We start from the raw sequence: 21,490 nt of genomic DNA, 5'->3' as shown, positions 1-21,490 counted from the left end.
GGCGTTACATCGTCCGGGTGGTCAGGTGTTCTGCGGGAACCCCAGGTTGACGCCTCCGTGCGACGGGTCGAGCCAGCGGGACGTGACGACCTTCGAGCGGGTGAAGAAGTGCACGCCGTGCGGCCCGTACGCGTGGGCGTCGCCGAACAGCGATTCCTTCCAGCCGCCGAACGAGTAGTAGGCCACCGGCACGGGGATCGGCACGTTCACGCCGACCATGCCGACCTCGATCTCGTTCTGGAACCGGCGGGCCGCGCCGCCGTCGTTGGTGAAGATCGCGGTGCCGTTGCCGTACCGGTTGCTGTTCACCATCTCGACCGCTTCCTCGTACGAGTCGCAGCGGACGACCGACAGCACCGGACCGAAGATCTCGTCGGTGTAGATCGACATGTCGGTGCCGACGTGGTCGAACAGCGTCGGCCCCAGCCAGAACCCGCTCGCGTCACCGTCGATCGGGTGGTTGCGGCCGTCCACGACCAGCGACGCGCCCGCCTCGACACCGGCGTCCAAATAGGACGTGACCTTGTCCCGGTGCACGCCCGTGACGAGCGGCCCCATCTCGCACGACGGCCCCGAGCCCACCTTCACGTCTGCGATCCGCGACTTGATCTTCTCGACCAGCTCGTCACCGACCGGGCCGACGGCCACGACCACCGAGATGGCCATGCACCGCTCCCCCGCCGAGCCGAAGCCGGCGGACACCGCGGCGTCGGCGGCCAGGTCGAGGTCGGCGTCGGGCAGCACGACCATGTGGTTCTTGGCGCCGCCCAGGGCCTGCACGCGCTTGCCGTGCGAGGTGCCGGTCTCGTAGACGTACCGGGCGATCGGCGTGGAGCCGACGAACGAGATCGCCTTGACCGCCGGGTGCTCCAGCAGCCGGTCCACCGCCACCTTGTCGCCGTGCACGACGTTCAGCACGCCGTCCGGCAACCCGGCCTCGGCGAACAGCTCGGCGATGAAGATCGACGCCGACGGGTCCTTCTCCGACGGCTTCAGCACGACCGTGTTGCCGCAGGCGATCGCGGTCGGGACGAACCACAGCGGCACCATCGCCGGGAAGTTGAACGGCGAGATCACGCCGACGACGCCGACCGGTTGCTGGATCGAGTAGACGTCGACGCGGGTCGAGGCGTTCTCGCTGAAGCCGCCCTTGAGCAGCTGCGGGATGCCGCACGCGTACTCGACCGACTCCAGCGCCCGCTGGATCTCGCCGCCCGCGTCCGAGACGACCTTGCCGTGCTCCGCGCTCACGATCGCCGCGAGATCACCCTTGCGGGCGTTGAGCAGCTCGCGGAACTTGAACATCACCGTCGAGCGCTGCGCCAGCGAGGCGTTGCGCCACGACGCAAACGCTTCCGCGGCCGCGTCGACCGCAGCGTCCACTTCGGACACCGACGCGAACGCGACCTGGTTCGCCACCTTGCCGGTCGACGGGTCGTAGACGTCACCGGTGCGTTCGGGAGCGTCCTGCCAGTGCTTGCCGTTGATCCAGTGTTTGATCACGCCTTCTCCACCGCCTGAGCGAGAATTCCCAGCGCCTCTTCGAGCTCGTCCTCGGTCAGCGTCATCGGCGGCGCCAGCCGGATCACGTTGCCGTACAGGCCGCCCTTGCCGACGAGCAGGCCGCGTGCCTTCGCCTCGTTGAGCACCGCCGTCGCGGCACCGGGGTTCGGCTCGCCCTCGGGCCCGACGAGCTCGACGCCGACCATCAGGCCCTTGCCGCGCACGTCACCGATGACCGGGTGCTTCTCCGCGAGTTCGCGCAGGCCCGCGAGCAGCCGGGAGCCGAGCTTCGCCGCGTTGGCCTGCAGGTCGTGCTCCAGCAGGTAGTTCACGGTGGCCAGCGCGCCCGCGGTGGAGACCGGGTTGCCGCCGAACGTGGAGATCGAGTTGGCGTTGATCGCGTCCATCAGGTCGCCGCGCGCGACGACACCGCCGATCGCGAGGCCGTTGCCGAGGCCCTTGGCGAACGTCATCGCGTCCGGCACCACGTCGTGCGCCTGGATGCCCCAGAAGTGCTCGCCGGTGCGGCCCCAGCCGGTCTGCACCTCGTCGGAGATGAAGAGGATGCCGTACTCGTCCAGCACGTCCTTGAACGCGCGGAACAGGCCGTCGGGCGGGGAGGTGAAGCCGCCGACGCCCTGGATCGGCTCGGCGATCATGCAGGCGACGTCGCCGGACGTCGTGGTCTCGATGACCTCACGCAGGTCGTCGACGCAGGCGGAGATGTAGTCCTTGTCGTCCAAGGCCCTGAACGGGCTGCGGTAGCGGTAGCCGCCGTGCACCCAGCTGACCTTGATCGGCGACAGCGCGGACGCGGACCAGCCGCGGTTGCCCGTGATGGCGATCGTGGCGAACGCGCGGCCGTGGTAGCTGTTGCGCAGGGCCAGCACCTGCTCGCTGCGCCGCGCCTGGGTCGCGAGCATCAGGGCGGTCTCGTTGGCCTCGGTGCCGGAGTTGGTGAAGAAGACCTTGGCGTCCGGGATGCCGCTCAGCTCGGCGATCTTCTCGGCCAGCTCCACCTGTGAGCGGATCAGGTAGAGCGTGGAGCTGTGCAGGACGCCGGTGTCGAGCTGGGAGCGGATCGCGTCGCTGATCTCCGCGACGTCGTAGCCGATGGCGTTGGTCAGGATGCCCGCGAAGAAGTCCAGGTAGGTCGTGCCCTCGCGGTCGGTCACCCGGCGCCCACTGGCGCTCGCGATCTCGATGGGCTCGTCGTAGTAGAGGGCCAGCCACTTCGGCATCACCGCGCGGTGTCGTGCCAGCAGCTCCTTGTGGGCCATCACGTCCTCCAGGGGTTCACTCCTGTCCTCGGAGTCTGCTGCGATGCCCGAGTCGCCGCCATGCACAACATGTACCCGGATCGGCTGGTTGGCATTACGTTGTGTCCATGTACCCGACCGTCGCCGATGTCGTCGCTCTGCCAGTGATCAGGCAGGGAAAGCCGCGTTTGGTGGCCGGGTCGGCCGGGCTGTCGCGCCGGGTCCGCTGGGTGCATGTGGCGGAGATCGCAGACATCGCGCCGCTGCTGCGCGGCGGCGAGCTCGTGCTCACCACGGGCGTGATGCTGCCCGACTCCGGACTCGCCCGCTACGTCGAGGAACTGGCCGCCGTCGGCTGCGCCGGGTTGATCGTCGAGCTGGGGCGGCGGTGGCGCGACGACGTGCCGGCCGCGCTGGTCACCGCAGCGGAGCGGCACGGGTTACCGCTGGTCACGCTGTCCGAGGAGACGAAGTACGTGGCCGTCACGGAGGCGGTCGTGGGGCTGATCGTGGACGCCCAGCTGGCCGAGCTGCGGGCCGCGGAGCAGGTGCACGAGACGTTCACCGCGCTGACGGTGGCCGGGGCCGAGCCCGCCGAGGTGCTGCGCGAGGTGGCGCGGACGTCCGGGCTGCCCGTCGTGCTGGAGACGCTGGGCCACGACGTGCTGGCCTACGACGCGGCGGGCCACGACCCGGTGACGTTGCTCGACGACTGGGCGGCGCGCTCGCGGGCGGTCACGGTGACCGAGCGGACCGCGTACCACGCCGGGTCCGGCTGGCTGATCACGATCGTCGGGGCGCGCGGGGCCGACTGGGGCCGGCTCGTGCTCGTGTCGCCGGAGCCGCCGCCGCACCGGCACGTGGTGGTGGCCGAGCGGGCCGCGTCCGCGTTGGCCGTGCACCGGCTGGTGGCGCGCGACCGGGAGTCGCTGGAACGGCAGACCCACCGGACCCTGCTGGCCCAGCTGCTGGGGCAGTCGCCGCAGGCACCCGACCTGGGCGCCCGCGCGGCGGCGCTGGGCGTGCCGCTGGAACGCCGTCAGCTGATCGGGATGGCGATCCGGCCGGTGTCCGTGCTGCAGGGGCAAACGCTTGCCACGCAGGAGGTTCTGCGCGATCTCGCCGAGGCGACGGCGCTGGCGGGACGGCGGGTGACGGTCGCGGCGCTGGTCGGCGTCGTGGACGACACGTCGGTGCGCGCGCTGCTGTCGGTGCCGATGACCGTTGGGGTGGAAGGAGTTCTGCGCAAGGTCGCGCGCGAGATCCACCGGACGGCGGCGTCGGCCGTGGTGATCGCCGTGGGCACGACCGTGACGTCCACATCGGACGTGCGCAGGTCGCTGGGCGAGGCCGCGCACGTGGCAGGAGCGGCGTTGCGGGCGCCGGGATCCCAGCTCTACCACCGGCTGGACGACGTGCGACTGCGCGGGCTGCTGCACCTGCTGCGTGAGGACGAGCGGGTGCGCGCGTTCGCGGACCGCGAGCTCGGCCCGTTGCTGGCCCGCGACTCCGCCCAGGGCTCACGCCTGGTCGAGCTGCTGCGCTGCCTGTGCGAGAACGGCGGCAACAAGTCGGCGGCCGCCGCGGCCGCGCACCTCTCCCGCACCGCCTACTACCAGCAGCTGGCCCGCATCGAGCAGGTCCTGGGCGTCTCCCTGGAGGACCCGGAATCCGTGCTCTCCCTCTACGTGGCCCTGCTGGTGCACGAACTGGGCCCGTGAGCGATGAACGGCGCATTCGTCCACCTGAGGTGAACGAATGCGCCGTTCATCCAGAAGCTGTCAGCCGTTGATCGTCGGCAGGGTGCCGGAGATGACGTTCGGGTTCGGCACGACACCGTTGGTCGGCAGGTCGGACAGGCTCGGGGCCTTGAGGCCGCCGACGTGCGCGTTGCCCGCCAGGTCGTCGGCGTTCGGCAGCGCCGGGAGGCCGCCCAGGTCGGACGCGAGGGGTGCCGGCAGGGAGCGCTCCTGGGCAGCCGCCGGGGCCTCGGGAGCCTGCACGTCACCGGTGACCGGCGTCTGCACGTGGCCGAGCTTGAGCGCGCCCGCCGAGTCGAGCGGGTTGGCGTGCTGCGTGGCGTCGAGCACCTTGTCCGCGCCGACCTCGGGAACGCCGCCGTTGAGCTGCGGCACCTCGACGGCGTTGGCCGAGCCCGCGAGCAGCGGGGCGGCGCCGGCGGCGAGCAGGGCGGCGGCACGGAACAGTCCGGAACGAGACACAGTTTTCCTCAATCTGGTTTGGGGACCGATCTTCGTTTTCATCGGCTGATTCGGTTCGCCGATTAATCCGCTCGATCGGGTGTTGAGGACTTGAACCTCACGCGACGGGAGGTCCTACGGTCGTCGTGTGACCCGCTGGAGCATCGGTGACCTGGCCAAAGCGAGCGGACTGACCGTCCGCACGCTCCACCACTACGACGAGATCGGACTTGTCGTCGCGTCCGAGCGCACGACATCCGGTCACCGTCGGTACACCCCGGAGGACGTTCGTCGCCTCTATCAGGTGAGATCGCTGCGTCAGCTGGGCCTCTCGCTCGACGAGGTCCGCACGGCACTGTCCCGATCGGACTCGCTGCGCCCGATCTTCTCCGCCCAGCTCGCCGCGCTGACCGCACAGGCCCAGCGGCTGGAGGCGCTGCGGTCACGGCTCACCGCCCTGCTCGAAGGGCACACCACCGAGTCCCTTCTGTCCACTTTGGAGATGATGTCCGTGTACGAGAGCTACTTCACCGCCGACCAGCTGGAAGATCTGCGTTCCCGCGCCGCGGCGATGGGGCCGGAGGCCGTGGAGGCGCTGAAGGCCTCTTGGCTGGAGCTGGTCAAGCAGCTGCGTCAGCACATGGCCGACGGCACCCCGCCCTCCGACCCGCGCGTCGTCGAGCTGGCCCGGCAGTGGGACGAGCTCGGCGCCGAGTTCACCGGCGGTGACCCGGCGATCCAGGCGGCGGCGCAGCGGTCGTGGGAGGAGAACAAGGCCGCGATCAGCACGCAGATCGGGTGGCCGGCCGAGGACGGCCTGGTCGACTACGTCAGTCAGGCGCGCGCAGCTCGCTGACGTTGCCGAATCGGCAAAATCGGCGGGTGAGGCCGGCTCGGGCTCGGTAGAAGTGGGTCATGCCCTCTGATGACCGCCGCCTGCAGGCCGCCAACCCGACCGGATGGTTCGAAGATCTCTACGCGGAGGCCGAAGCCGGCACGGCCTCCGTCCCCTGGGACGTTCCCCATCCGCAGCAGCACCTCGTCGAATGGGCCCACGAGGCTCCGGACGGACAGGGCCGCAGTGCGCTGGTCGTGGGCTGCGGCTACGGCCGCGACTCGGAGTTCCTCGCCTCCCTCGGCTACGACGTGACGGCGTTCGACATCTCCCCCACCGCGGTCGCCGCCGTCCGCAGGCGCCACCCGCAGTCGAAGGTGCGGTACGTCGTCGCCGACCTGCTCAACCCGCCCGCCGAGTGGCACCGCGCGTTCGACCTCGTCGTCGAAAACATGACGGTGCAGGCCCTCCCGGTGTCCCTGCACGCGGAGGCCATCGAGAAGGTCGCGTCCCTGGTCGGCTCGACACTGCTGGTGCTCGCCGTCGCGCGGGACGAGGGCCCCGAGCCGGACGGTCCGCCGTGGCCGCTGACGCCTTCGGAGATCAAGGCGTTCGCGACCGACGGCCTCTCCACCCGCCGCGTCCACCGCGACGAGTCCCGCTGGCTGGCCGAGTTCGGACGTCAACTGGCCATGAACTGACCACTTATGACCGACTTCTGCCGCATAGCGTGAATCATGCTCGTTCGTCGGCTGATCGCCCGTTTGCTCGACTGGCTGCTGGTGCTGGTCGTGGCGTGGCCGTTGGTCCACGAGCCCGTGCTGGTGGTGCTCTGCGCAGCCGCGTACGACGCTCTGCTGCTGCGCTGGAACACCGTCGGCAAGGCCCTGACCGGCCTGAGGGTGGTGGGCCCCGCGTCCGGCCTGCACCTCAGACGGGTGCTGGTCCGCACGCTCATCACGACCGCCCTCCCCGGCGCGGGCGTGGTGCTCGTGCTGACCGGTCTGGGCTGGCGGGAGCCGGCGCTGATGGCGGGCCTCGGCTGGCAACAACCGTGGGTCGTCATCGGCGAACACGTCGGCGCGGGGTCCGCGGGGTGGCTCGCCTCGCTGTTGCTGGTGGGCGGGCTGGTGCTGCTCGTGCTGACGGTGGTGGAGGCGCTGGATCTGCGGGGGACGCGGACGTGGCACGACCGGAAGGCGGGCACGGCCGTGGTGCGCGTCAAAGCCGGGACCCGATGAACCGCAACGCCTCCGGCAGCACGCGCCGCCAGTAGCCGCCGTCGTGCGCGCCGTGGTCGAACGACCCCTGCGCCCCCACCGCCCGGGCCAGCTCCCGCGCCGGGTCGTGGAACGGGTCCTCCTGCCCGCACCAGACGCCGACGGGTGACCTGATGGTCGCCAGGTGCCGCAACGGCTCGTGCGCCTCCCAGACCTCCCGGGACGCGAACCCGTTGATCTGCTCGGCGTCCTCCCACGTGGGGAACAGCGCCGGGCTGATCGCCGCGACGGCCTTCAGCGAACGCTGCGAGGCGATGTCCAGCACACCGAACCCGCCCATCGACACGCCCAGAGCGGCGTCGAACGGCACGGGCGGGGTGAGGTTCACCCAGTAGTCCTCGCCGCCGTTGACCACCGCACCCGAACCCGCATCCGTGCAGGAACCGGGGCAGACCGAGGCTGCCAGGAGCGTGTGACAACGGCAGGCCAGCACGAGCGGATTCCCATTCGCGCACCTCAGGACGGTGTCACCAATTCGGGCGCGGCAACCTGCTGGGGGTCCGGGGGCGCAGCCCCCGGCTGGGGTCTGGGGGCTTGGCCCCCAGAAGACACTGAGGAAGAGACACGGCTGACGCTTTCCGTCAGCACACCTCTCCCATCTGTGGATCGAAACAGAATGTGCGCCGATCATGACAAGCGTGGACACTCTGACACTGCCAGACCTGCGGCAGCGCACCCAGGATTCCGGGATGGAAACCGACCGCGTTGGCGTTGTTTCAGCAGCGTAACAGGGGGTTGAACGATGGCAGTCGAGTCCTCACCGCCCCAGGTCACACCTGACGGCCGCGTCGAGCTGAGCGACACAGGTCCCATCGAGGACAGCAGGTTCTTCAACCCCGAGCTCGCCCCGGTGCCGATCGAGCAGCGGACCTGGACGACGTACAACTTCTTCGCGCTGTGGATGGGCATGGCGCACAACATCCCCAGTTACACGCTCGCGGCATCGCTGATCGCGCTGGGCATGGACTGGGTGCAGGCGTTCGTCACGATCACGCTGGGCAACCTGATCGTGCTGATCCCCATGCTGCTCAACAGTCACGCCGGCACGAAGTACGGCATCCCGTTCCCCGTGTTCGCCCGCGCGTTCTACGGCGTGCGAGGGGCCAATCTCGTCGCCCTGCTGCGCGCCTTCATCGCGTGCGCCTGGTTCGGCATCCAGACGTGGGTGGGCGGCAAGGCGCTGCACGTGATCATCGGCAGGCTGGCCGGCGACGGGTGGGTCAAGGCGTCCGAAGTGGGCGGTCAGCCGTGGACGTTGTGGTTGTGCTTCTTCGGTTTCTGGGTCGTGCAGATGCTGATCATCTGGCGCGGCATGGACGCGATCCGGCGGTTCGAGAACTGGACGGCGCCGCTCGTCAGCGTCGGTTTCCTGATCCTGCTGGGCTACGTGCTGGTCAAGGCGGGCGGGTTCGGGCCCATCCTGCACACCGGCAGCAAGCTCGGGTGGGGGCCGGACTTCTGGAAGGTCTTCTTCCCCGCGTTGATGGGCATGATCGCGTTCTGGTCGACCCTGTCGCTCAACATGCCGGACTTCACGAGGTTCGGCGGCAGCCAGCGCAAGCAGGCGACCGGGCAGATCCTGGGTCTGCCGACCACGATGTCGTTCATCGCGATCGTCGCGATCCTGACGACGTCCGGCGCGCAGGCGCTGTACGGCGAGGCGATCTGGGACCCGGCGGACCTCGCGTCCCGGTTCGACAGCACGCTGGTGGTGCTCATCGCGTTGATCTCGCTGGTGCTGGCCACGATCTCGGCGAACCTCGCGGCGAACGTCGTCAGCCCGTCCTACGACTTCTCCAACGCGTTCCCGAAGCGGATCACGTTCGCGCTGGGCGGCCTGATCACCGGTGTCGTCGGCATCCTGATCCAGCCGTGGCGGCTGATCTCCGACCCGAGCATCTACATCTTCGCGTGGCTCGGGTTCTACGGCGGTCTGCTCGCGAGCGTGGCCGGTGTGTTCGTCGCCGGGTACTGGGTGATCTCCAAGACCAGGCTCGAACTCCAGGACCTCTACCTCGACGGCCGGGGTGCGTACTGGTTCAACGGCGGCTGGAACTGGCGTGCCGTGCTGGCGACGCTCGTGGGCGGGGTGCTCGCGGTCGGCGGCGCCTACGGAGGCCCGTTCCCCGCAGGCGGCCTGATTCCGTTCCTCAAGCCGCTCTACGACTACAACTGGGTGGTCGGCTTCGTCGCCGGCTTCCTGGTTTTCCTCGCTCTTAAGGACAACACGGTGAAGGAGACGACCAGGTGAGCAACATCATCCGGGCGGCGCTCGTCCAGCAGAAGTGGACGGGCGACAAGGAGTCGATGATCGCGAACGCGGTCGAGCACATCCGCAGCGCCGCTTCCCAGGGCGCGCAGGTGCTGTGTCTCCAGGAGCTCTTCTACGGACCGTACTTCTGCCAGGTTCAGGACGCCGACTTCTACTCCTACACCGAGGGGATTCCGGACGGCCCCACGACGGAGCTGATGAAGGAAGTCGCCGCGCAGAACAACATCGTGCTGATCGTGCCGATGTACGAGGTGGAACAGCCGGGCGTCTACTACAACACCGCAGCGGTGATCGACGCGGACGGCACGTACCTCGGCAAGTACCGCAAGAACCACATCCCGCAGGTCAAGGGCTTCTGGGAGAAGTTCTACTTCAAGCCGGGCAACCTCGGTTACCCGGTGTTCGACACGGCGGTCGGGCGCATCGGCGTCTACATCTGCTACGAGCGCCACTTCCCCGAGGGCTGGCGCGCCCTCGGCCTGGCCGGGGCGAAGATCGTGTTCAACCCGTCGGCGACGTCGCGGTCGTTGTCGGAGTACCTGTGGCGGCTCGAGCAGCCCGCCGCGGCCGTCGCGAACGAGTACTTCGTCGGCGCGATCAACCGCGTGGGCGTGGAACCGTTGGGCGACAACGAGTTCTACGGCCAGACGTACTTCGTCTCGCCGCGCGGCCAGCTGGTCGGTGACGCGGCGTCGGACACCGAGGAAGAGCTCGTGGTGCGCGACCTCGACATGGACCTGCTGAGCCAGGTCCGCGACACGTGGGCGTTCTACCGCGACCGCCGGCCCGACACCTACGAGGGCCTGGTGACGCCGTGAGCACTCTCATCCGCAACGGCCTGGTCATCAACGCGACCGGCGCGCACGCCGCCGACGTGCTGATCGAGGGCGAGCACATCGCCGCACTCGTCACGCCCGGTTTCGACGTCCAGGCCGACGACGTGATCGACGCGGCCGGGAAGTACGTCATCCCCGGCGGCATCGACGTGCACACGCACATGGAGATGCCGTTCGGCGGCACCCAGTCCGCCGACACGTTCGAGACCGGCACGACCGCGGCGGCGTGGGGCGGCACCACCACGATCGTCGACTTCGCGGTGCAGCCCAAGGGCAGCTCGCTGCTGTCCACTCTGGACAAGTGGCACACCAAGGCCGACGGCAACTGCGCCGTCGACTACGGCTTCCACATGATCATCTCCGACGTGACCGACGAGTCGCTCAAGGAGATGGAGTCGTGCATCGCGGCCGGGGTGAACAGCTTCAAGATGTTCATGGCCTATCCCGGTGTCTTCTACGCCACCGACGGCGAGATCCTGCGCGCCATGCAGAAGGCCCGCGAGACCGGCGCCACGATCATGATGCACGCCGAGAACGGCATCGCGATCGACCAGCTCGTGGCGCAGGCGCTGGCCAACGGCCTGGGCGACCCGGTCCAGCACGGCCTGACCCGCCCGCCGGAGCTGGAGGGCGAGGCCACGTCCCGCGCCATCCAGCTGGCTCGCGTCACCGGTTCTCCGTTGTACATCGTGCACCTGTCCGCCGCACAGGCACTCGACGCGGTGACGGCCGCGCGGGACACGGGCCAGAACGTGTTCGCCGAGACCTGCCCGCAGTACCTGTACCTGTCGCTGGAGGACCTGGCCAGGCCGGGCTTCGAGGGCGCGAAGTACGTGGCGTCGCCTCCGTTGCGCCCCAAGGAGCACCAGTCGTCGTTGTGGCGCGGGCTCAGGACGAACGACCTGTCCGTCGTGAGCACCGACCACTGCCCGTTCTGCTTCAAGGACCAGAAGCAGCTGGGCCTCGGCGACTTCTCCAAGATCCCCAACGGCATGCCGGGCGTCGAGCACCGCGTCGACCTGCTGCACCAGGGCGTCGTGAAGGGCGAGATCACCCGCGAACGCTGGGTGGAGATCGCCTCGACCACGCCGGCCCGCATGTTCGGCATGTACCCGCGCAAGGGCGTGATCGCACCGGGCGCCGACGCCGACGTCGTGATCTACGACCCGGCGGCGACCCAGACCATCTCCGCCGAGACCCACCACATGGCCGTGGACTACTCGGCCTACGAGGGCTTCGAGGTGACGGGCAAGGTCGACACGGTGTTCTCCCGCGGCCGCAAGGTGATCGCCGACGGCGCCTACCACGGCTCCACGGGCCACGGCCGCTTCGTGTCCCGCGACCTCAACCAGTACCTGGTCTAGGAAGGAACATCGTGGACTTCGGCATTGTGCTGCAGACCGACCCGCCAGCGCGGGACGTGGTGGAAGGCCTCCGCGCCGCCGAGGACTGCGGCTTCCGCTACGGCTGGACGTTCGACTCCTGCGTGCTGTGGCAGGAACCGTTCGTCATCTACTCCCAGGTCCTCGCCGCGACCAAGGACCTGATCATCGGGCCCATGGTCACCAATCCGTCCACAAGGGACTGGTCGGTGACGGCGTCGCTCTTCGCCACGCTGAACGACATGTTCGGCAACCGCACGGTCTGCGGCATCGGCCGGGGCGACTCGGCCCGCCGCGTGATCGGCCAGAAACCCGCGTCGCTCGCGACGCTGGGCACCGCGATGCACGTGATCAAGGAGCTGGCCGAGGGCCGCGAGGTGGAGCACCACGGCACGCCGGTGCGAATCCCGTGGGTGCGCAACGGAAAGCTCGAGATCTGGATGGCCGCCTACGGTCCCAAGGCGCTGAAGATGGTCGGCGAACAGGCCGACGGCTTCATCCTGCAGACCGCGGACCCGGACATCGCCCGCTGGACCATCGGCTCCGTCCGCGACGCTGCCACCGCCGCAGGCCGGGACCCGTCGTCCATCACGATGTGCGTGGCCGCACCCGCGTACGTCGGAACTGATCTCCCCCATCAGCGGGATCAGTTGCGCTGGTTCGGCGGCATGGTCGGCAACCACGTGGCGGACCTGGTCGCGCGGTACGGCGACTCCGGCGTCGTGCCCAAGGCGTTGACCGACTACATCAAGGACCGGGAGGGCTACGACTACTCCCACCACGGCAAGGCGGGCAACCGCTCGACTGACTTCGTGCCGGACGCGATCGTGGACCGCTTCTGCCTGGTCGGTCCGGAGTCCGCGCACGTCGAACGGTTGCAGGAGCTCAAGGAGATCGGCGTCGACAACTTCGCGCTGTACCTGATGCACGACGAGAAGGACAAGACGCGCGACGCCTACGGCTCCGCGATCATCCCGGCCGTGTAGCAGCCTCCGAAAATTGTCGGTGCCGGTCGCTACCGTGACCGGCATGACGACAACACTGGGGGTTGTGTACTGCGAGGGCTGGGATCCCGCACGGCGGATGATCACCGGCCGCCTGCCGGTCGCGGTCGCGCGGGAGCGTGACCGCGCCGGCGAGCAGTACGCGTTCTGTCTCGTGGAGCAGGAGACCGGCCGCGTCGTGCGGGTCGGCGAGATCGCGTGGGGCGCGCGCTTCGCCAGGGTCTGGACCCTCGACGAGCTGGGCAGACGCGCGAGATCCGCCGAGTACCGCGTGCTGGGCGGGAGGTTGTTCCACCTGCTGACCCGCGAATGGACCTACCGGGGCCCCGAGAGCGCCGAGTTCGCCGAGGACTGCGACACCGTCAAGATCTCCAACGAACCGGACGGGCAGCAGCGCCGTCAGTGGCAGTGGGAGGGCGGGGCCGGTGGTGGCGGCTCGGAGTGGCAGCACGAGGGCGATCCCGCCGAGTTCTTCCAGGACGTGCCGCGGTTCTCCGACTGGGCCGGGCTCTGCGCCGTCGACGCGGACCTGGTCGAGGCCGACTCGGAGCAGGAGTTCGCCGAGCCGCCGTGGCACCCGTCGGCGCCGTTGCGGCCGGAAGGCCTCGAAGCCGCGTTCCAGCCCGGCAGGCGGTGGACCGTGCCGCACTGGAACAGGACGGTGGTGACCGAACTGGCGGACGGCGGCACGGTGCGGTTCCCGACGGGCCAGGTCGTCGTGGCCGATCCCGCGTTGCTCTACGACGCCAAGCCGTTCACCGCCACGATCGCGCCCGGCGACCACCGGCTCGAGCTGTCGATCCTGCGATTCGAGGACGAGCCGGAGCACGTCAGGGTCGCGGCGGCGAAGCTGGTGGTCACCCCGGAACCGGTGGTGTCGTGGGAGCACGCGGTCACGGCGGAGCAGGACACCCTGCTGCTCGGCGACGGCGAGTACTACGGCTTCGGCGTGGACGGCGGGCAGGGCTGCTTCGTCGACGCCGTCGCGTGCCCCGCGCTGGACGAGCTCATCGCCGAGTCCGACGAGATGATCGACCAGCTCTGCACGACGGACGGGCCGAGGACGGCGGTGCTGACCGAGCCGGAGTCCGGCGGCACGCTGGTCGCGTTCTCGTCCGGCATGGGCGACGGCGCGTATCCGGTGTGGGTCGGCCGCTCCGCGAGCGGCGAGGTCGCCTGCTTCGTCGCGGACATGCTGCTCCTGCGCTATGCCGAGGAGGTGGCGGAGGAGGTGCTGACCTGAGCTGATGCTCCGGTGCCGCACGTCGCCGGTCAGGTCGTGCAGACCGGCACGATCGCCGGCGGCGTGCACTTCCACCGGCCACCGCCGCGATCCTGGGCGCCAGACGCCACCGGCCCGGCGATGTCTCGCGAACGTCGTGCCGAAGCCGCGGCAGGGTTCGAGGAACTGCTCGCCGGCCAGCTGCAATTCGAACGGCGACGCGCAGAAGGCGTCCGAATGACGCGACCGGTCAACGGACGGTGCGGGTCTGCCCGTCCCACTCCCCGGTGAGGTCGCGCAGCAGCTCGGCCAGCTGCACCGGGTACACGGTGTCCTCAGTGGACTCCAGCTCCTCCGCGCTCCACCACCGGTGCGCGGAGATGGTGGTCTCCTCGACGTCGTTGAACCCGGAGGTGTCGATGGCGAGATCACCGTCGAGGCGCGCGTAGAAGAACCACTCCTCCGCGTCGAACGTGTGCCCGTCGAAGCTGAACACCGCGCGGCGGCGCCAGATCGGGCCGACCAACGCGTCCGGCGCGAGCTTCACGCCGGTCTCCTCGAAGGTCTCGCGGACGGCCGCGTCGCGCAGCTCCTCGCCGTCCTCCACGCCGCCGCCGACGGTGAACCAGAAGAGTTCCTGGGGGCGCGCCGGGTCGAAGCCCTGGAACAGCAGCACGCGGCCCGCGGAGTCCGTCAGCACCACACGGGCGGATGGGCGGGGTGTGAGCATCACGGCGTCCGAGGGGGCGGTGGGCTCGGCGATCTCGAAGTACGACGGTTGCGGTGCGGTGCCGGACAGGCGCAGCCAGCGGACGATGCGGCGGCGGCGTTGCAACAACGTGTCGCGGACGGCGTCGTTGTGCACGCGGCGGGCCAGCACCACGCGTTCCTCGGCGTCGGCGAGCTCGAACGCCAGCGCGGGTGCCAGGGAAGACCTGTCCACGGCTGCCAGGAGGCCCGAGAGTTCGTTCTCGGCCAGTTCGCGTTCGGCGCGGGACGCCGACTCGGCGCGGGACGCGGCAGCCGACAGCGCCGGGTCCAGCAGGGCGCGGGTCACGACGGCGCGGCGGGCCAGGGCGGCGTCCAGGGCCGCCCAGGCCGCGTCGGTGCGGACGTGCAGGCGGTCGAGGCGGTTGGCGATGGCCAGGATCCAGGCGGCCAGCAGCAACGCTACGAGCACGACGACGAGCGCGGTGGTCACGACCGGCTCACCCCGCACGGATCAACGGTGCATCGATCGTGACCACCGCGAAAACGATCGGCGGCGAACAGCACAGCGGTCATGCCTCGCTCACCCGGCGCGGGTCGGCGGCGATGGCCGTCTCGTAGACGCGCAGCACCTGGCTCGCGACCACGGACCAGTCGAAGGCCTGCACCCGTTGCGACGCCGCGGCGACGTACTCGGCGCGCAGAGCGGAATCCCGCAGCACCGACCGCAGCGCGTCGGCCAGGGCCCGCGCGTCGCCGACCGGGAAGAGGACACCGGCCTTGCCGTCGTCCAGCACGCGGCGGAACGCGTCGAGGTCCGAAGCCACCACGGCGGTGCCGGCCGACATGGCCTCGGTGAGGATGATGCCGAAGGACTCGCCGCCGGTGTTGGGCGCCACGTAGACGTCCACCGAACGCAGCATGCGGGCCTTCTCGGCGTCGTCGACCTGGCCGAGCAGGTCGACGCGATCGCTGAACGGTCCGTCGAACGACGACTCGCCGCGGCCCACGACCAGCAGCCGCAGGTCGGGGAACTCCTCGGCGATGAGACCGAAGGCCTCCCACAGGATCGGCATCCCCTTGCGCGGCTCGTCGTAGCGGCCCACGAAGCCGATCGTGCCGCCGGGCCGCGGATAGCCGTCCAAAGTGGACGCCGAGGCGAAGAAGTCGACGTCGACGCCGTTGGGGATCTCCACCGCGTCGCCGCCGAGGTGCTCGACCTGCACCCGGCGGGCCAGCGCGGACACGGCGATGCGGGCGGTGACCTTCTCCAGGAACGGCTGCAGCACGCCCTGGAACGCCGAGAGCATCTTGGAGCGCGGCGTCGAGGTGTGGAAGGTGGCGACGATCGGGCCGTCGGCGACCATCAGCGCCAGCATCGACAGCGACGGCGCGGTGGGCTCGTGCAGGTGCAGGACGTCGAAGGAGTGCTCGTCGATCCAGCGACGGACCCGCGCGTACGAGACGGGACCGAAGGACAACCTCGCCACGGACCCGTTGTACGGGATGCCCACCGCGCGGCCGGCGGACGTCACGAAAGGGGGCAGCGACTGGTCGTCGTCGGCGGGCGCCAGGACGTTCACCTCGTGCCCGAGCGAGATCAGGGCTCGCGCGAGGTCGACGACGTGGGCCTGCACTCCCCCTGGCACGTCGAAGGAGTACGGGCAGACGATCCCCACCTTCACCGCGAGAGCCTCCTGGCGAGGGCGGCGCGGCGGCTCTCCGGCAGGTCGGCGAGCCAGAGCTTCTGCAGCATGTGCCAGTCGGCCGGGTGGGCGGCGATGTCGGCGGCGAACACGTCCGCGATCGCCTGCGTGGCCGCCTGGACCGTGCTGACCTTGATCGGCGGGTGGATGCGGAAGTGCCAGCCGTCCTCGGTGAACCAGCACCCGACCGGCAGGAGCGCGGCGCCCGTGGTCATGGCCAGGTGCGCGGGGCCGGCGGGCATCAGGGTCTGTTCGCCGAAGAACGTCACGGGAACGCCCGACGACGTCAGGTCGCGGTCGGCGAGCAGGCACACGACCTTGCCCGCCCGCAGGCGCTCGGCGAGCACCGTCGCAGGTGGACGGTCGCCCCCGTTGAGCGGCAGCACCTCGAAGCCGAGCGTCTCGCGGAACTCCACGAACTTGCGGTACAGCGACTCGGGCTTCAACCGCTCCGCCACCGTCGTGAACGTGCCGGAGTGGCCGACGAGCCAGACGCCCGCCATGTCCCAGTTGCCGCTGTGCGGCAGCGCGACGACCGCGCCGGTGCCCTCCCTCAGCGCCGCGTCGAGGTTCTCCTGGCCCGACACCTGCGAGTCGCACTTCTCGTAGACGGCGCGCAGGTCCATCGACGGCAGCCGGAACGCCTCGCACCAGTAGCGCGCGTACGACCGCAACGAGTCGCGCACGAGCTCGTCCAGCTCGTCCTCACCCGCCTGCGGCACGACCCGGCGCAGGTTCGTGCGCAACTGCTCGACGCTCTCGCCGCCGCGCCTGGCCGCCCAGTCCGCGCCGAGCCGGAACAAAGCGCGAGCCCACGACTGCGGCAACAGGCGGATGAGCCGCCACCCGGCGGTGTATCCGAGCGTCGCGAGGTTCACGCGGCCTCCCGCGCCGACTTGGCCACGGCCAGGACGCGCTGGATCACCGTCGCCACCGTCATGACCGCGAGCAGCCACAACGAGATGTCCATGAGATGCGGCACGCCGAGCCCCTGCACACCGGCACCGACGAGGGCGACGATGAACCGCTCGGCCCGCTCGGCCAGCCCGCCGTCGGCGCTGAGCCCGGACGCCTCGGCGCGCGCCTTCACGTAGGAGATGACCTGCGAGGCCACCAGGCAGATGAAGCCCGCCGCAGCCGTCCACCGGTTGCCGCTCGCGAACGCGTACCAGGTGAGCGCGGCGAACAGGGCCCCGTCCGCGATGCGGTCACAGGTCGCGTCGAGCACGGCACCGAACCTCGTGGGCCCCTGGGCGCGAGCCATCGCACCGTCGATCAGGTCGAGCAGCACGAAGAACGTCACCAGCGCGCAGCCGACGAACAGCTGCCCGCGGGGGATGAACCAGAGCGCGCTCGCGACGGCGCCGGCCGTGCCGATCACGGTGACGACGTTGGGCGTGAGGCCACGCGCCAGCAACCACGCCCCGATCGGATCGGTGACGCGCGAGACGGACGCGCGAGCGAAGATGTTCAGCATGGCGTGTCGCAGCCTAGCTGGACTGCTGAAACTCGCTGCTCGCGGGTGAGGCGGCACCCACGAGAGATCCCCTGTACCCCTCTAGCCGAGCCTGCGGTGGTCCTCGGCGATCCGTTTCAGCAAGGCCTGCAGCTCCTCCCCCCGCACCGCCAGCCGCTCCAGCCGGCCGAACAACGCGAGGTACTCGCGCACGTCCAGCGGATCGGTGATGGTGGCGTTGCCGGTCAGCACGCTGACCGTGACAACACGTTCGTCGTAGATGTGGAAACCGTGCAGCGCGACCATGTTCGCGTCGGCCGACCACGGCACCACGCCGAGACGGACGTTCGGGCGGCGCTGGATCGCGGCCAGGTGCTCGACCTGTTCCGCCATCAGGTCCGCCGAGCCCATCCGCCAGCGCAGCGCGCTCTCGGTCAGCACGAACACGAACTGCTTCGCCAGGTCGTCCATGCGCGAACGCCGGATCCGCAGCGCTGCGACGGCGGCCTCCTGTTCGGACTGCGGCATCGTCCCCAGCACGATCCTCAGGTAGGACTCGGACTGCAGCAGCGAGGGGACCAGGTTGACCTGGAAGAACCTCGACGTCGCAGCACGGGCCTCCACGCGGCTGATCGTCTGCTGGTGGCGGTGCGCCCCTCGGTGCAGCACGACGCGGCGGGTTTCCGCCTCCGCGTGCAGCGACCTGGCGAGTTCGACCAGTTCGATGCGCGTCTCTCTCGTCGCGGCCAGTTCGGCGACGAGACGCTCCACATCCGTGACGGACGGGAGCAGCATGCCGTTCTCGATCTTCGACAGCTTGGACTGGCTCATCCCGGTGGCACGGGCGGTGGCCGTGCCGGTCATCTTCGCCTCGGTGCGCAACCGGCGTAGTTCACGCGAAAGCCGTTCTCTCGCTAATCGCGAACGCTCAGGTGCGGTCATGTTCGCACCGTAACCATCTGTGCACGGTCAGACGATCGGCCATCGGCGGGGACTTGACTCACCCTTGACACCTCCAGGTGGGTGATCTCACCTACCTGGAATCGCTTTGTGCTGGCATTTCGTCTCGATCGGTTGACCAAAAGCACCCAAAAGTTGCAACGACGCTATTCCGTGCGACCTGGAAACCGCGTCGATTGTCCGGTGCGGACAACGTGGGTGGTTTTTGTCACTCTTTTGTCCAGGAATTGGTCCGGGTTTCAAGCATGCGGGCGCCCCGCTAAACGCGATGTTTAGCGGGATGTTCTCAGTCGACGGCCTTCCAGCCCTCCGCCAGCAGCTGACGGGTTTCCCCCAGGAGCTGCGGCAACACCTTGGTGTGCCCGATGACCGGCATGAAGTTCGCGTCCCCGCCCCACCGCGGCACGACGTGCTGGTGCAGGTGAGCGGCGATTCCGGCCCCCGCCACCACGCCCTGGTTCATGCCGATGTTGAACCCGTGCGGCGCCGCGACGTGCCGCACGACCCGCATCGCCTTCTGCGTGAACGCGGCGAACTCCGTGGTCTCCGACAGCGTCAGATCCGTGTAGTCCGGCACATGGCGATACGGCAACACCATCAGATGACCGGGGTTGTACGGGTAGAGGTTCAAAACAGCGAAGACTTCGGCGCCGCGCGCGATGATCAGGCCCGCCGAGTCGTCCAACTCGACAACGCGGCAGAACGGGCAGCCTTCCGGCTGGTCGCCGAGAGCCTTCCCCTCACCCTTCACATAAGACAAGCGGTGAGGGGTCCACAAACGCTGCAATGCGTCGTGGACCCCGACCCCGTCCTGTTCGGAAAACTCAGGCGTCACGAGAGAAGTTCCGCCGTGGGCGAGGCGTTCTCCCGGCGCTGAACCCACTCGACGATCTGTTCGACGGCCCGTTCCACCGGAACGCCGTTGATCTGCGTGCCGTCGCGGAACCGGAACGACACCGCATTGGCTTCCACGTCCTTGGCACCGGCCAGGAGCATGAACGGCACCTTCTGCATGGTGTGGTTGCGGATCTTCTTCTGCATGCGGTCGTCGGACGCGTCGACCTCGACCCGGATGCCCTGGCGCTTGAGCAGGTCGCGCACCGCGAACAGGTGGTCGGCGTTCTCCGAGGTCACCGGAATGCCCACGACCTGCACCGGCGCGAGCCACGCCGGGAACGCGCCCGCGTAGTGCTCGGTCAGCACGCCGAAGAACCGCTCCACCGAACCGAACAGCGCGCGGTGGATCATGACCGGGCGCTGGCGGGAGCCGTCCGGGCCGGTGTACTCGAGCTCGAACCGCTCCGGCAGGTTGAAGTCGAGCTGGATGGTCGACATCTGCCAGGTGCGGCCCAGCGCGTCACGGCACTGCACCGAGATCTTCGGGCCGTAGAACGCGGCGCCACCCGGATCCGGCACGAGCTCCAGGCCGGACTCCTGCGCGACGGAGGCGAGCGTCTCGGTCGCCTCGTCCCAGATCTCGTCCGCACCCACGTACTTCTCCGGGTTCTTGGTCGAGAGCTCCAGGTAGAAGTCGTCCAGGCCGTAGTCGCGCAGCAGGTCCAGCACGAACGTCAGCAGCGACTTCAGCTCGTCGCGGATCTGGTCGCGGGTGCAGAAGATGTGCGCGTCGTCCTGCGTCATGCCGCGCACTCGGGTGAGGCCGTGCACCACGCCGGACTTCTCGTAGCGGTACACCGAGCCGAACTCGAACATGCGCAGCGGCAGCTCGCGGTACGAACGGCCCCTCGACTTGAAGATCAGGTCGTGGAACGGGCAGTTCATCGGCTTGAGGTAGTAGTCCTGGCCGGGCTTGCGGACCGTTCCGTCCTCGTTGAGCTCGGCGTCGAGGTGCATCGCCGGGTACATGCCGTCGCGGTACCAGTCGAGGTGGCCGGAGACCTCGAACAGGTTGCCCTTGGTGATGTGCGGCGAGTAGACGAACTCGTAGCCAGCCTCGGTGTGCCGCTGCCGGGAGTAGTCCTCCATGGCCTTGCGGATGATGCCGCCCTTGGGGTGGAACACCGCGAGACCGGAGCCGATCTCGTCCGGGAACGAGAACAGGTCGAGCTCCACACCCAGCTTGCGGTGGTCACGCCGCTCGGCCTCGGCCAGCCGCTCCAGGTACGCGTCCTGCGCCTCCTGCGACTCCCAGGCGGTGCCGTAGATGCGCTGCAGCTGCGGGTTGTTCTCGTTGCCGCGCCAGTAGGCGGCGGCCACGCGGGTCAGCTTGAACGCCGGGATGTGCCTGGTGGTCGGCACGTGCGGGCCGCGGCACAGGTCGCCCCACACCTGCTCGCCGGTGCGCGGGTCGAGGTTGTCGTAGATCGTCAGCTCGCCGCCGCCGACCTCCATGACCTCGCTGGTGTCGACGTCGCTCTTGATGTCGACGAGCTCCAGCTTGAACGGCTCCTTCGCGAGCTCCGCCTTCGCCGCGTCGACCGACTCGACCACCCGGCGGGAGAACCGCTGCGAGCCCTTGATGATCTGCTTCATGCGCTTCTCGAGCGCCTGCAGGTCTTCCGGGGTGAACGGCTTGTCGACCTGGAAGTCGTAGTAGAAGCCGTCCTTCACGGGCGGGCCGATGCCGAGCTTGGCCTCGGGGAACTGCTGCTGCACCGCCTGCGCCAGCACGTGCGCGGCGGAGTGGCGGATGACGCTGCGGCCGTCCTCGGTGTCCGCGGCGACGGCCTCGACCTCGACGTCGACCTGCGGGGTCCACGACAGGTCGCGCAGGTGGCCCTCGGCGTCGCGCACGACGACGATCGCGTCCGAGCCCTTGCCGGGGAGCCCGGCCTCGCGCACGGCCGTGCCCGCCGTCGTCCCAGCCGGAACCACCACGCGAGGCGGGTTCTGGGCGACTGCTGGG

The 21,490-nt window shown here is 69.4% G+C and carries 20 protein-coding genes; 9 read left to right on the top strand and 11 right to left on the bottom strand.

Going from position 1 to position 21,490, the window contains the following annotated elements; genetic code table 11:
* Positions 1 to 21: 21 nt before the first annotated feature.
* Both IEZ09_RS18030 and IEZ09_RS18025 read right to left on the bottom strand, forming a co-directional pair.
* The gene (locus tag IEZ09_RS18030) at positions 22 to 1,503 is read right to left on the bottom strand and encodes a CoA-acylating methylmalonate-semialdehyde dehydrogenase (RefSeq protein ID WP_189254863.1); all 1,482 of its coding nucleotides are present in this window, start codon (positions 1,501 to 1,503) and stop codon (positions 22 to 24) included.
* A complete protein-coding gene (locus IEZ09_RS18025) occupies positions 1,500 to 2,783 on the bottom strand; it encodes an aspartate aminotransferase family protein (protein WP_189254862.1) in 1,284 nt (427 codons plus the stop codon). The genes IEZ09_RS18030 and IEZ09_RS18025 overlap by 4 nt, the downstream gene beginning before the upstream one ends.
* A gap of 107 nt (positions 2,784 to 2,890) precedes the next feature.
* Here IEZ09_RS18025 and IEZ09_RS18020 point away from each other — a divergent pair, with 107 nt between their 5' ends.
* Entirely contained in the window at positions 2,891 to 4,483 is a 1,593-nt protein-coding gene (locus IEZ09_RS18020; RefSeq protein WP_189254861.1) for a PucR family transcriptional regulator, read from the top strand.
* A 60-nt stretch (positions 4,484 to 4,543) separates the two neighbouring features.
* On the opposite strand, the gene IEZ09_RS18015 is transcribed toward IEZ09_RS18020, so the two are convergent.
* On the bottom strand, positions 4,544 to 4,984 hold the full coding sequence (locus IEZ09_RS18015; RefSeq protein ID WP_189254860.1) for a hypothetical protein: 441 nt from the start codon (positions 4,982 to 4,984) through the stop codon (positions 4,544 to 4,546).
* A gap of 127 nt (positions 4,985 to 5,111) precedes the next feature.
* Here IEZ09_RS18015 and IEZ09_RS18010 point away from each other — a divergent pair, with 127 nt between their 5' ends.
* From IEZ09_RS18010 to IEZ09_RS18000, 3 genes are read left to right on the top strand one after another with little or no spacing between them, the layout of a single operon-like run.
* Entirely contained in the window at positions 5,112 to 5,819 is a 708-nt protein-coding gene (locus IEZ09_RS18010; RefSeq protein WP_189254859.1) for a MerR family transcriptional regulator, read from the top strand.
* Between the two features lie 59 nt (positions 5,820 to 5,878).
* Positions 5,879 to 6,499, top strand: a complete 621-nt coding sequence (locus tag IEZ09_RS18005) for a class I SAM-dependent methyltransferase (protein ID WP_189254858.1) — start codon at positions 5,879 to 5,881, stop codon at positions 6,497 to 6,499.
* A 36-nt stretch (positions 6,500 to 6,535) separates the two neighbouring features.
* Entirely contained in the window at positions 6,536 to 7,039 is a 504-nt protein-coding gene (locus IEZ09_RS18000) for an RDD family protein (protein WP_189254857.1), read from the top strand.
* Here IEZ09_RS18000 and IEZ09_RS17995 read toward each other — a convergent pair.
* Positions 7,020 to 7,433 carry an alpha/beta hydrolase gene (locus tag IEZ09_RS17995; RefSeq protein WP_189254856.1) on the bottom strand — a complete coding sequence of 138 codons (414 nt, stop codon included), beginning with the start codon at positions 7,431 to 7,433 and terminating at the stop codon, positions 7,020 to 7,022. The genes IEZ09_RS18000 and IEZ09_RS17995 overlap by 20 nt on opposite strands.
* 387 nt (positions 7,434 to 7,820) lie before the next feature.
* Between IEZ09_RS17995 and IEZ09_RS17990 the strand changes: the two genes are divergently transcribed.
* The 5 genes from IEZ09_RS17990 to IEZ09_RS17970 are packed head-to-tail and all read left to right on the top strand — an operon-like array spanning position 7,821 to position 13,815.
* Positions 7,821 to 9,329 carry an NCS1 family nucleobase:cation symporter-1 gene (locus IEZ09_RS17990; RefSeq protein ID WP_189254855.1) on the top strand — a complete coding sequence of 503 codons (1,509 nt, stop codon included), beginning with the start codon at positions 7,821 to 7,823 and terminating at the stop codon, positions 9,327 to 9,329.
* Entirely contained in the window at positions 9,326 to 10,168 is an 843-nt protein-coding gene (locus IEZ09_RS17985) for a nitrilase-related carbon-nitrogen hydrolase (RefSeq protein ID WP_189254854.1), read from the top strand. Before IEZ09_RS17990 ends, IEZ09_RS17985 begins: the two co-directional genes overlap by 4 nt.
* Complete coding sequence (hydA, locus tag IEZ09_RS17980) at positions 10,165 to 11,550, top strand: dihydropyrimidinase (protein ID WP_189254853.1); 1,386 nt, start codon at positions 10,165 to 10,167, stop codon at positions 11,548 to 11,550. The genes IEZ09_RS17985 and hydA overlap by 4 nt, the downstream gene beginning before the upstream one ends.
* Before the next feature lie 11 nt (positions 11,551 to 11,561).
* Entirely contained in the window at positions 11,562 to 12,554 is a 993-nt protein-coding gene (locus tag IEZ09_RS17975; RefSeq protein WP_189254852.1) for a TIGR03842 family LLM class F420-dependent oxidoreductase, read from the top strand.
* Positions 12,555 to 12,597: 43 nt separating this feature from the next.
* Positions 12,598 to 13,815 (top strand): DUF4241 domain-containing protein, encoded by a 1,218-nt coding sequence (locus tag IEZ09_RS17970; RefSeq protein ID WP_189254851.1) that lies wholly within the window; start codon positions 12,598 to 12,600, stop codon positions 13,813 to 13,815.
* Between the two features lie 229 nt (positions 13,816 to 14,044).
* Here IEZ09_RS17970 and IEZ09_RS17965 read toward each other — a convergent pair whose 3' ends face one another.
* From IEZ09_RS17965 to thrS, 7 genes are all read right to left on the bottom strand, one after another.
* Entirely contained in the window at positions 14,045 to 14,995 is a 951-nt protein-coding gene (locus IEZ09_RS17965; protein WP_189254850.1) for an NUDIX hydrolase, read from the bottom strand.
* Positions 14,996 to 15,074: 79 nt separating this feature from the next.
* The gene (locus IEZ09_RS17960) at positions 15,075 to 16,187 is read right to left on the bottom strand and encodes a glycosyltransferase family 4 protein (RefSeq protein WP_189254849.1); all 1,113 of its coding nucleotides are present in this window, start codon (positions 16,185 to 16,187) and stop codon (positions 15,075 to 15,077) included.
* Complete coding sequence (locus tag IEZ09_RS17955) at positions 16,184 to 17,086, bottom strand: phosphatidylinositol mannoside acyltransferase (RefSeq protein WP_189254848.1); 903 nt, start codon at positions 17,084 to 17,086, stop codon at positions 16,184 to 16,186. The genes IEZ09_RS17960 and IEZ09_RS17955 overlap by 4 nt, the downstream gene beginning before the upstream one ends.
* Positions 17,083 to 17,685: a phosphatidylinositol phosphate synthase gene (gene pgsA, locus IEZ09_RS17950; protein ID WP_189254847.1), complete on the bottom strand. Its 603-nt coding sequence runs from the start codon at positions 17,683 to 17,685 to the stop codon at positions 17,083 to 17,085. Before pgsA ends, IEZ09_RS17955 begins: the two co-directional genes overlap by 4 nt.
* Before the next feature lie 81 nt (positions 17,686 to 17,766).
* The gene (locus IEZ09_RS17945) at positions 17,767 to 18,606 is read right to left on the bottom strand and encodes a helix-turn-helix domain-containing protein (protein WP_189254846.1); all 840 of its coding nucleotides are present in this window, start codon (positions 18,604 to 18,606) and stop codon (positions 17,767 to 17,769) included.
* Between the two features lie 304 nt (positions 18,607 to 18,910).
* Positions 18,911 to 19,459 (bottom strand): HIT family protein, encoded by a 549-nt coding sequence (locus tag IEZ09_RS17940; RefSeq protein WP_189254845.1) that lies wholly within the window; start codon positions 19,457 to 19,459, stop codon positions 18,911 to 18,913.
* Complete coding sequence (thrS, locus tag IEZ09_RS17935; RefSeq protein WP_189254888.1) at positions 19,456 to 21,462, bottom strand: threonine--tRNA ligase; 2,007 nt, start codon at positions 21,460 to 21,462, stop codon at positions 19,456 to 19,458. Before thrS ends, IEZ09_RS17940 begins: the two co-directional genes overlap by 4 nt.
* Between the last annotated feature and the right edge of the window lie 28 nt (positions 21,463 to 21,490).

The organism is Lentzea flava (assembly GCF_014648475.1).
In the GTDB taxonomy this organism is placed as follows: Bacteria; Actinomycetota; Actinomycetes; order Mycobacteriales; family Pseudonocardiaceae; genus Lentzea; species Lentzea flava.
This window is presented reverse-complemented; position numbering and strand designations above follow the sequence as displayed.

Bases quoted from the DNA above. Each gene is read 5' to 3' on its own strand.
- IEZ09_RS18005 (WP_189254858.1), top strand. From the start codon at position 5,879: ATGCCCTCTGATGACCGCCGCCTGCAGGCCGCCAACCCGACCGGATGG.
- IEZ09_RS18020 (WP_189254861.1), top strand. From the start codon at position 2,891: ATGTACCCGACCGTCGCCGATGTCGTCGCTCTGCCAGTGATCAGGCAG.
- IEZ09_RS18025 (WP_189254862.1), bottom strand. From the start codon at position 2,783: ATGGCCCACAAGGAGCTGCTGGCACGACACCGCGCGGTGATGCCGAAG.
- IEZ09_RS17970 (WP_189254851.1), top strand. From the start codon at position 12,598: ATGACGACAACACTGGGGGTTGTGTACTGCGAGGGCTGGGATCCCGCA.
- pgsA (WP_189254847.1), bottom strand. From the start codon at position 17,685: ATGCTGAACATCTTCGCTCGCGCGTCCGTCTCGCGCGTCACCGATCCG.
- IEZ09_RS18000 (WP_189254857.1), top strand. From the start codon at position 6,536: ATGCTCGTTCGTCGGCTGATCGCCCGTTTGCTCGACTGGCTGCTGGTG.
- IEZ09_RS17945 (WP_189254846.1), bottom strand. From the start codon at position 18,606: ATGACCGCACCTGAGCGTTCGCGATTAGCGAGAGAACGGCTTTCGCGT.
- IEZ09_RS17990 (WP_189254855.1), top strand. From the start codon at position 7,821: ATGGCAGTCGAGTCCTCACCGCCCCAGGTCACACCTGACGGCCGCGTC.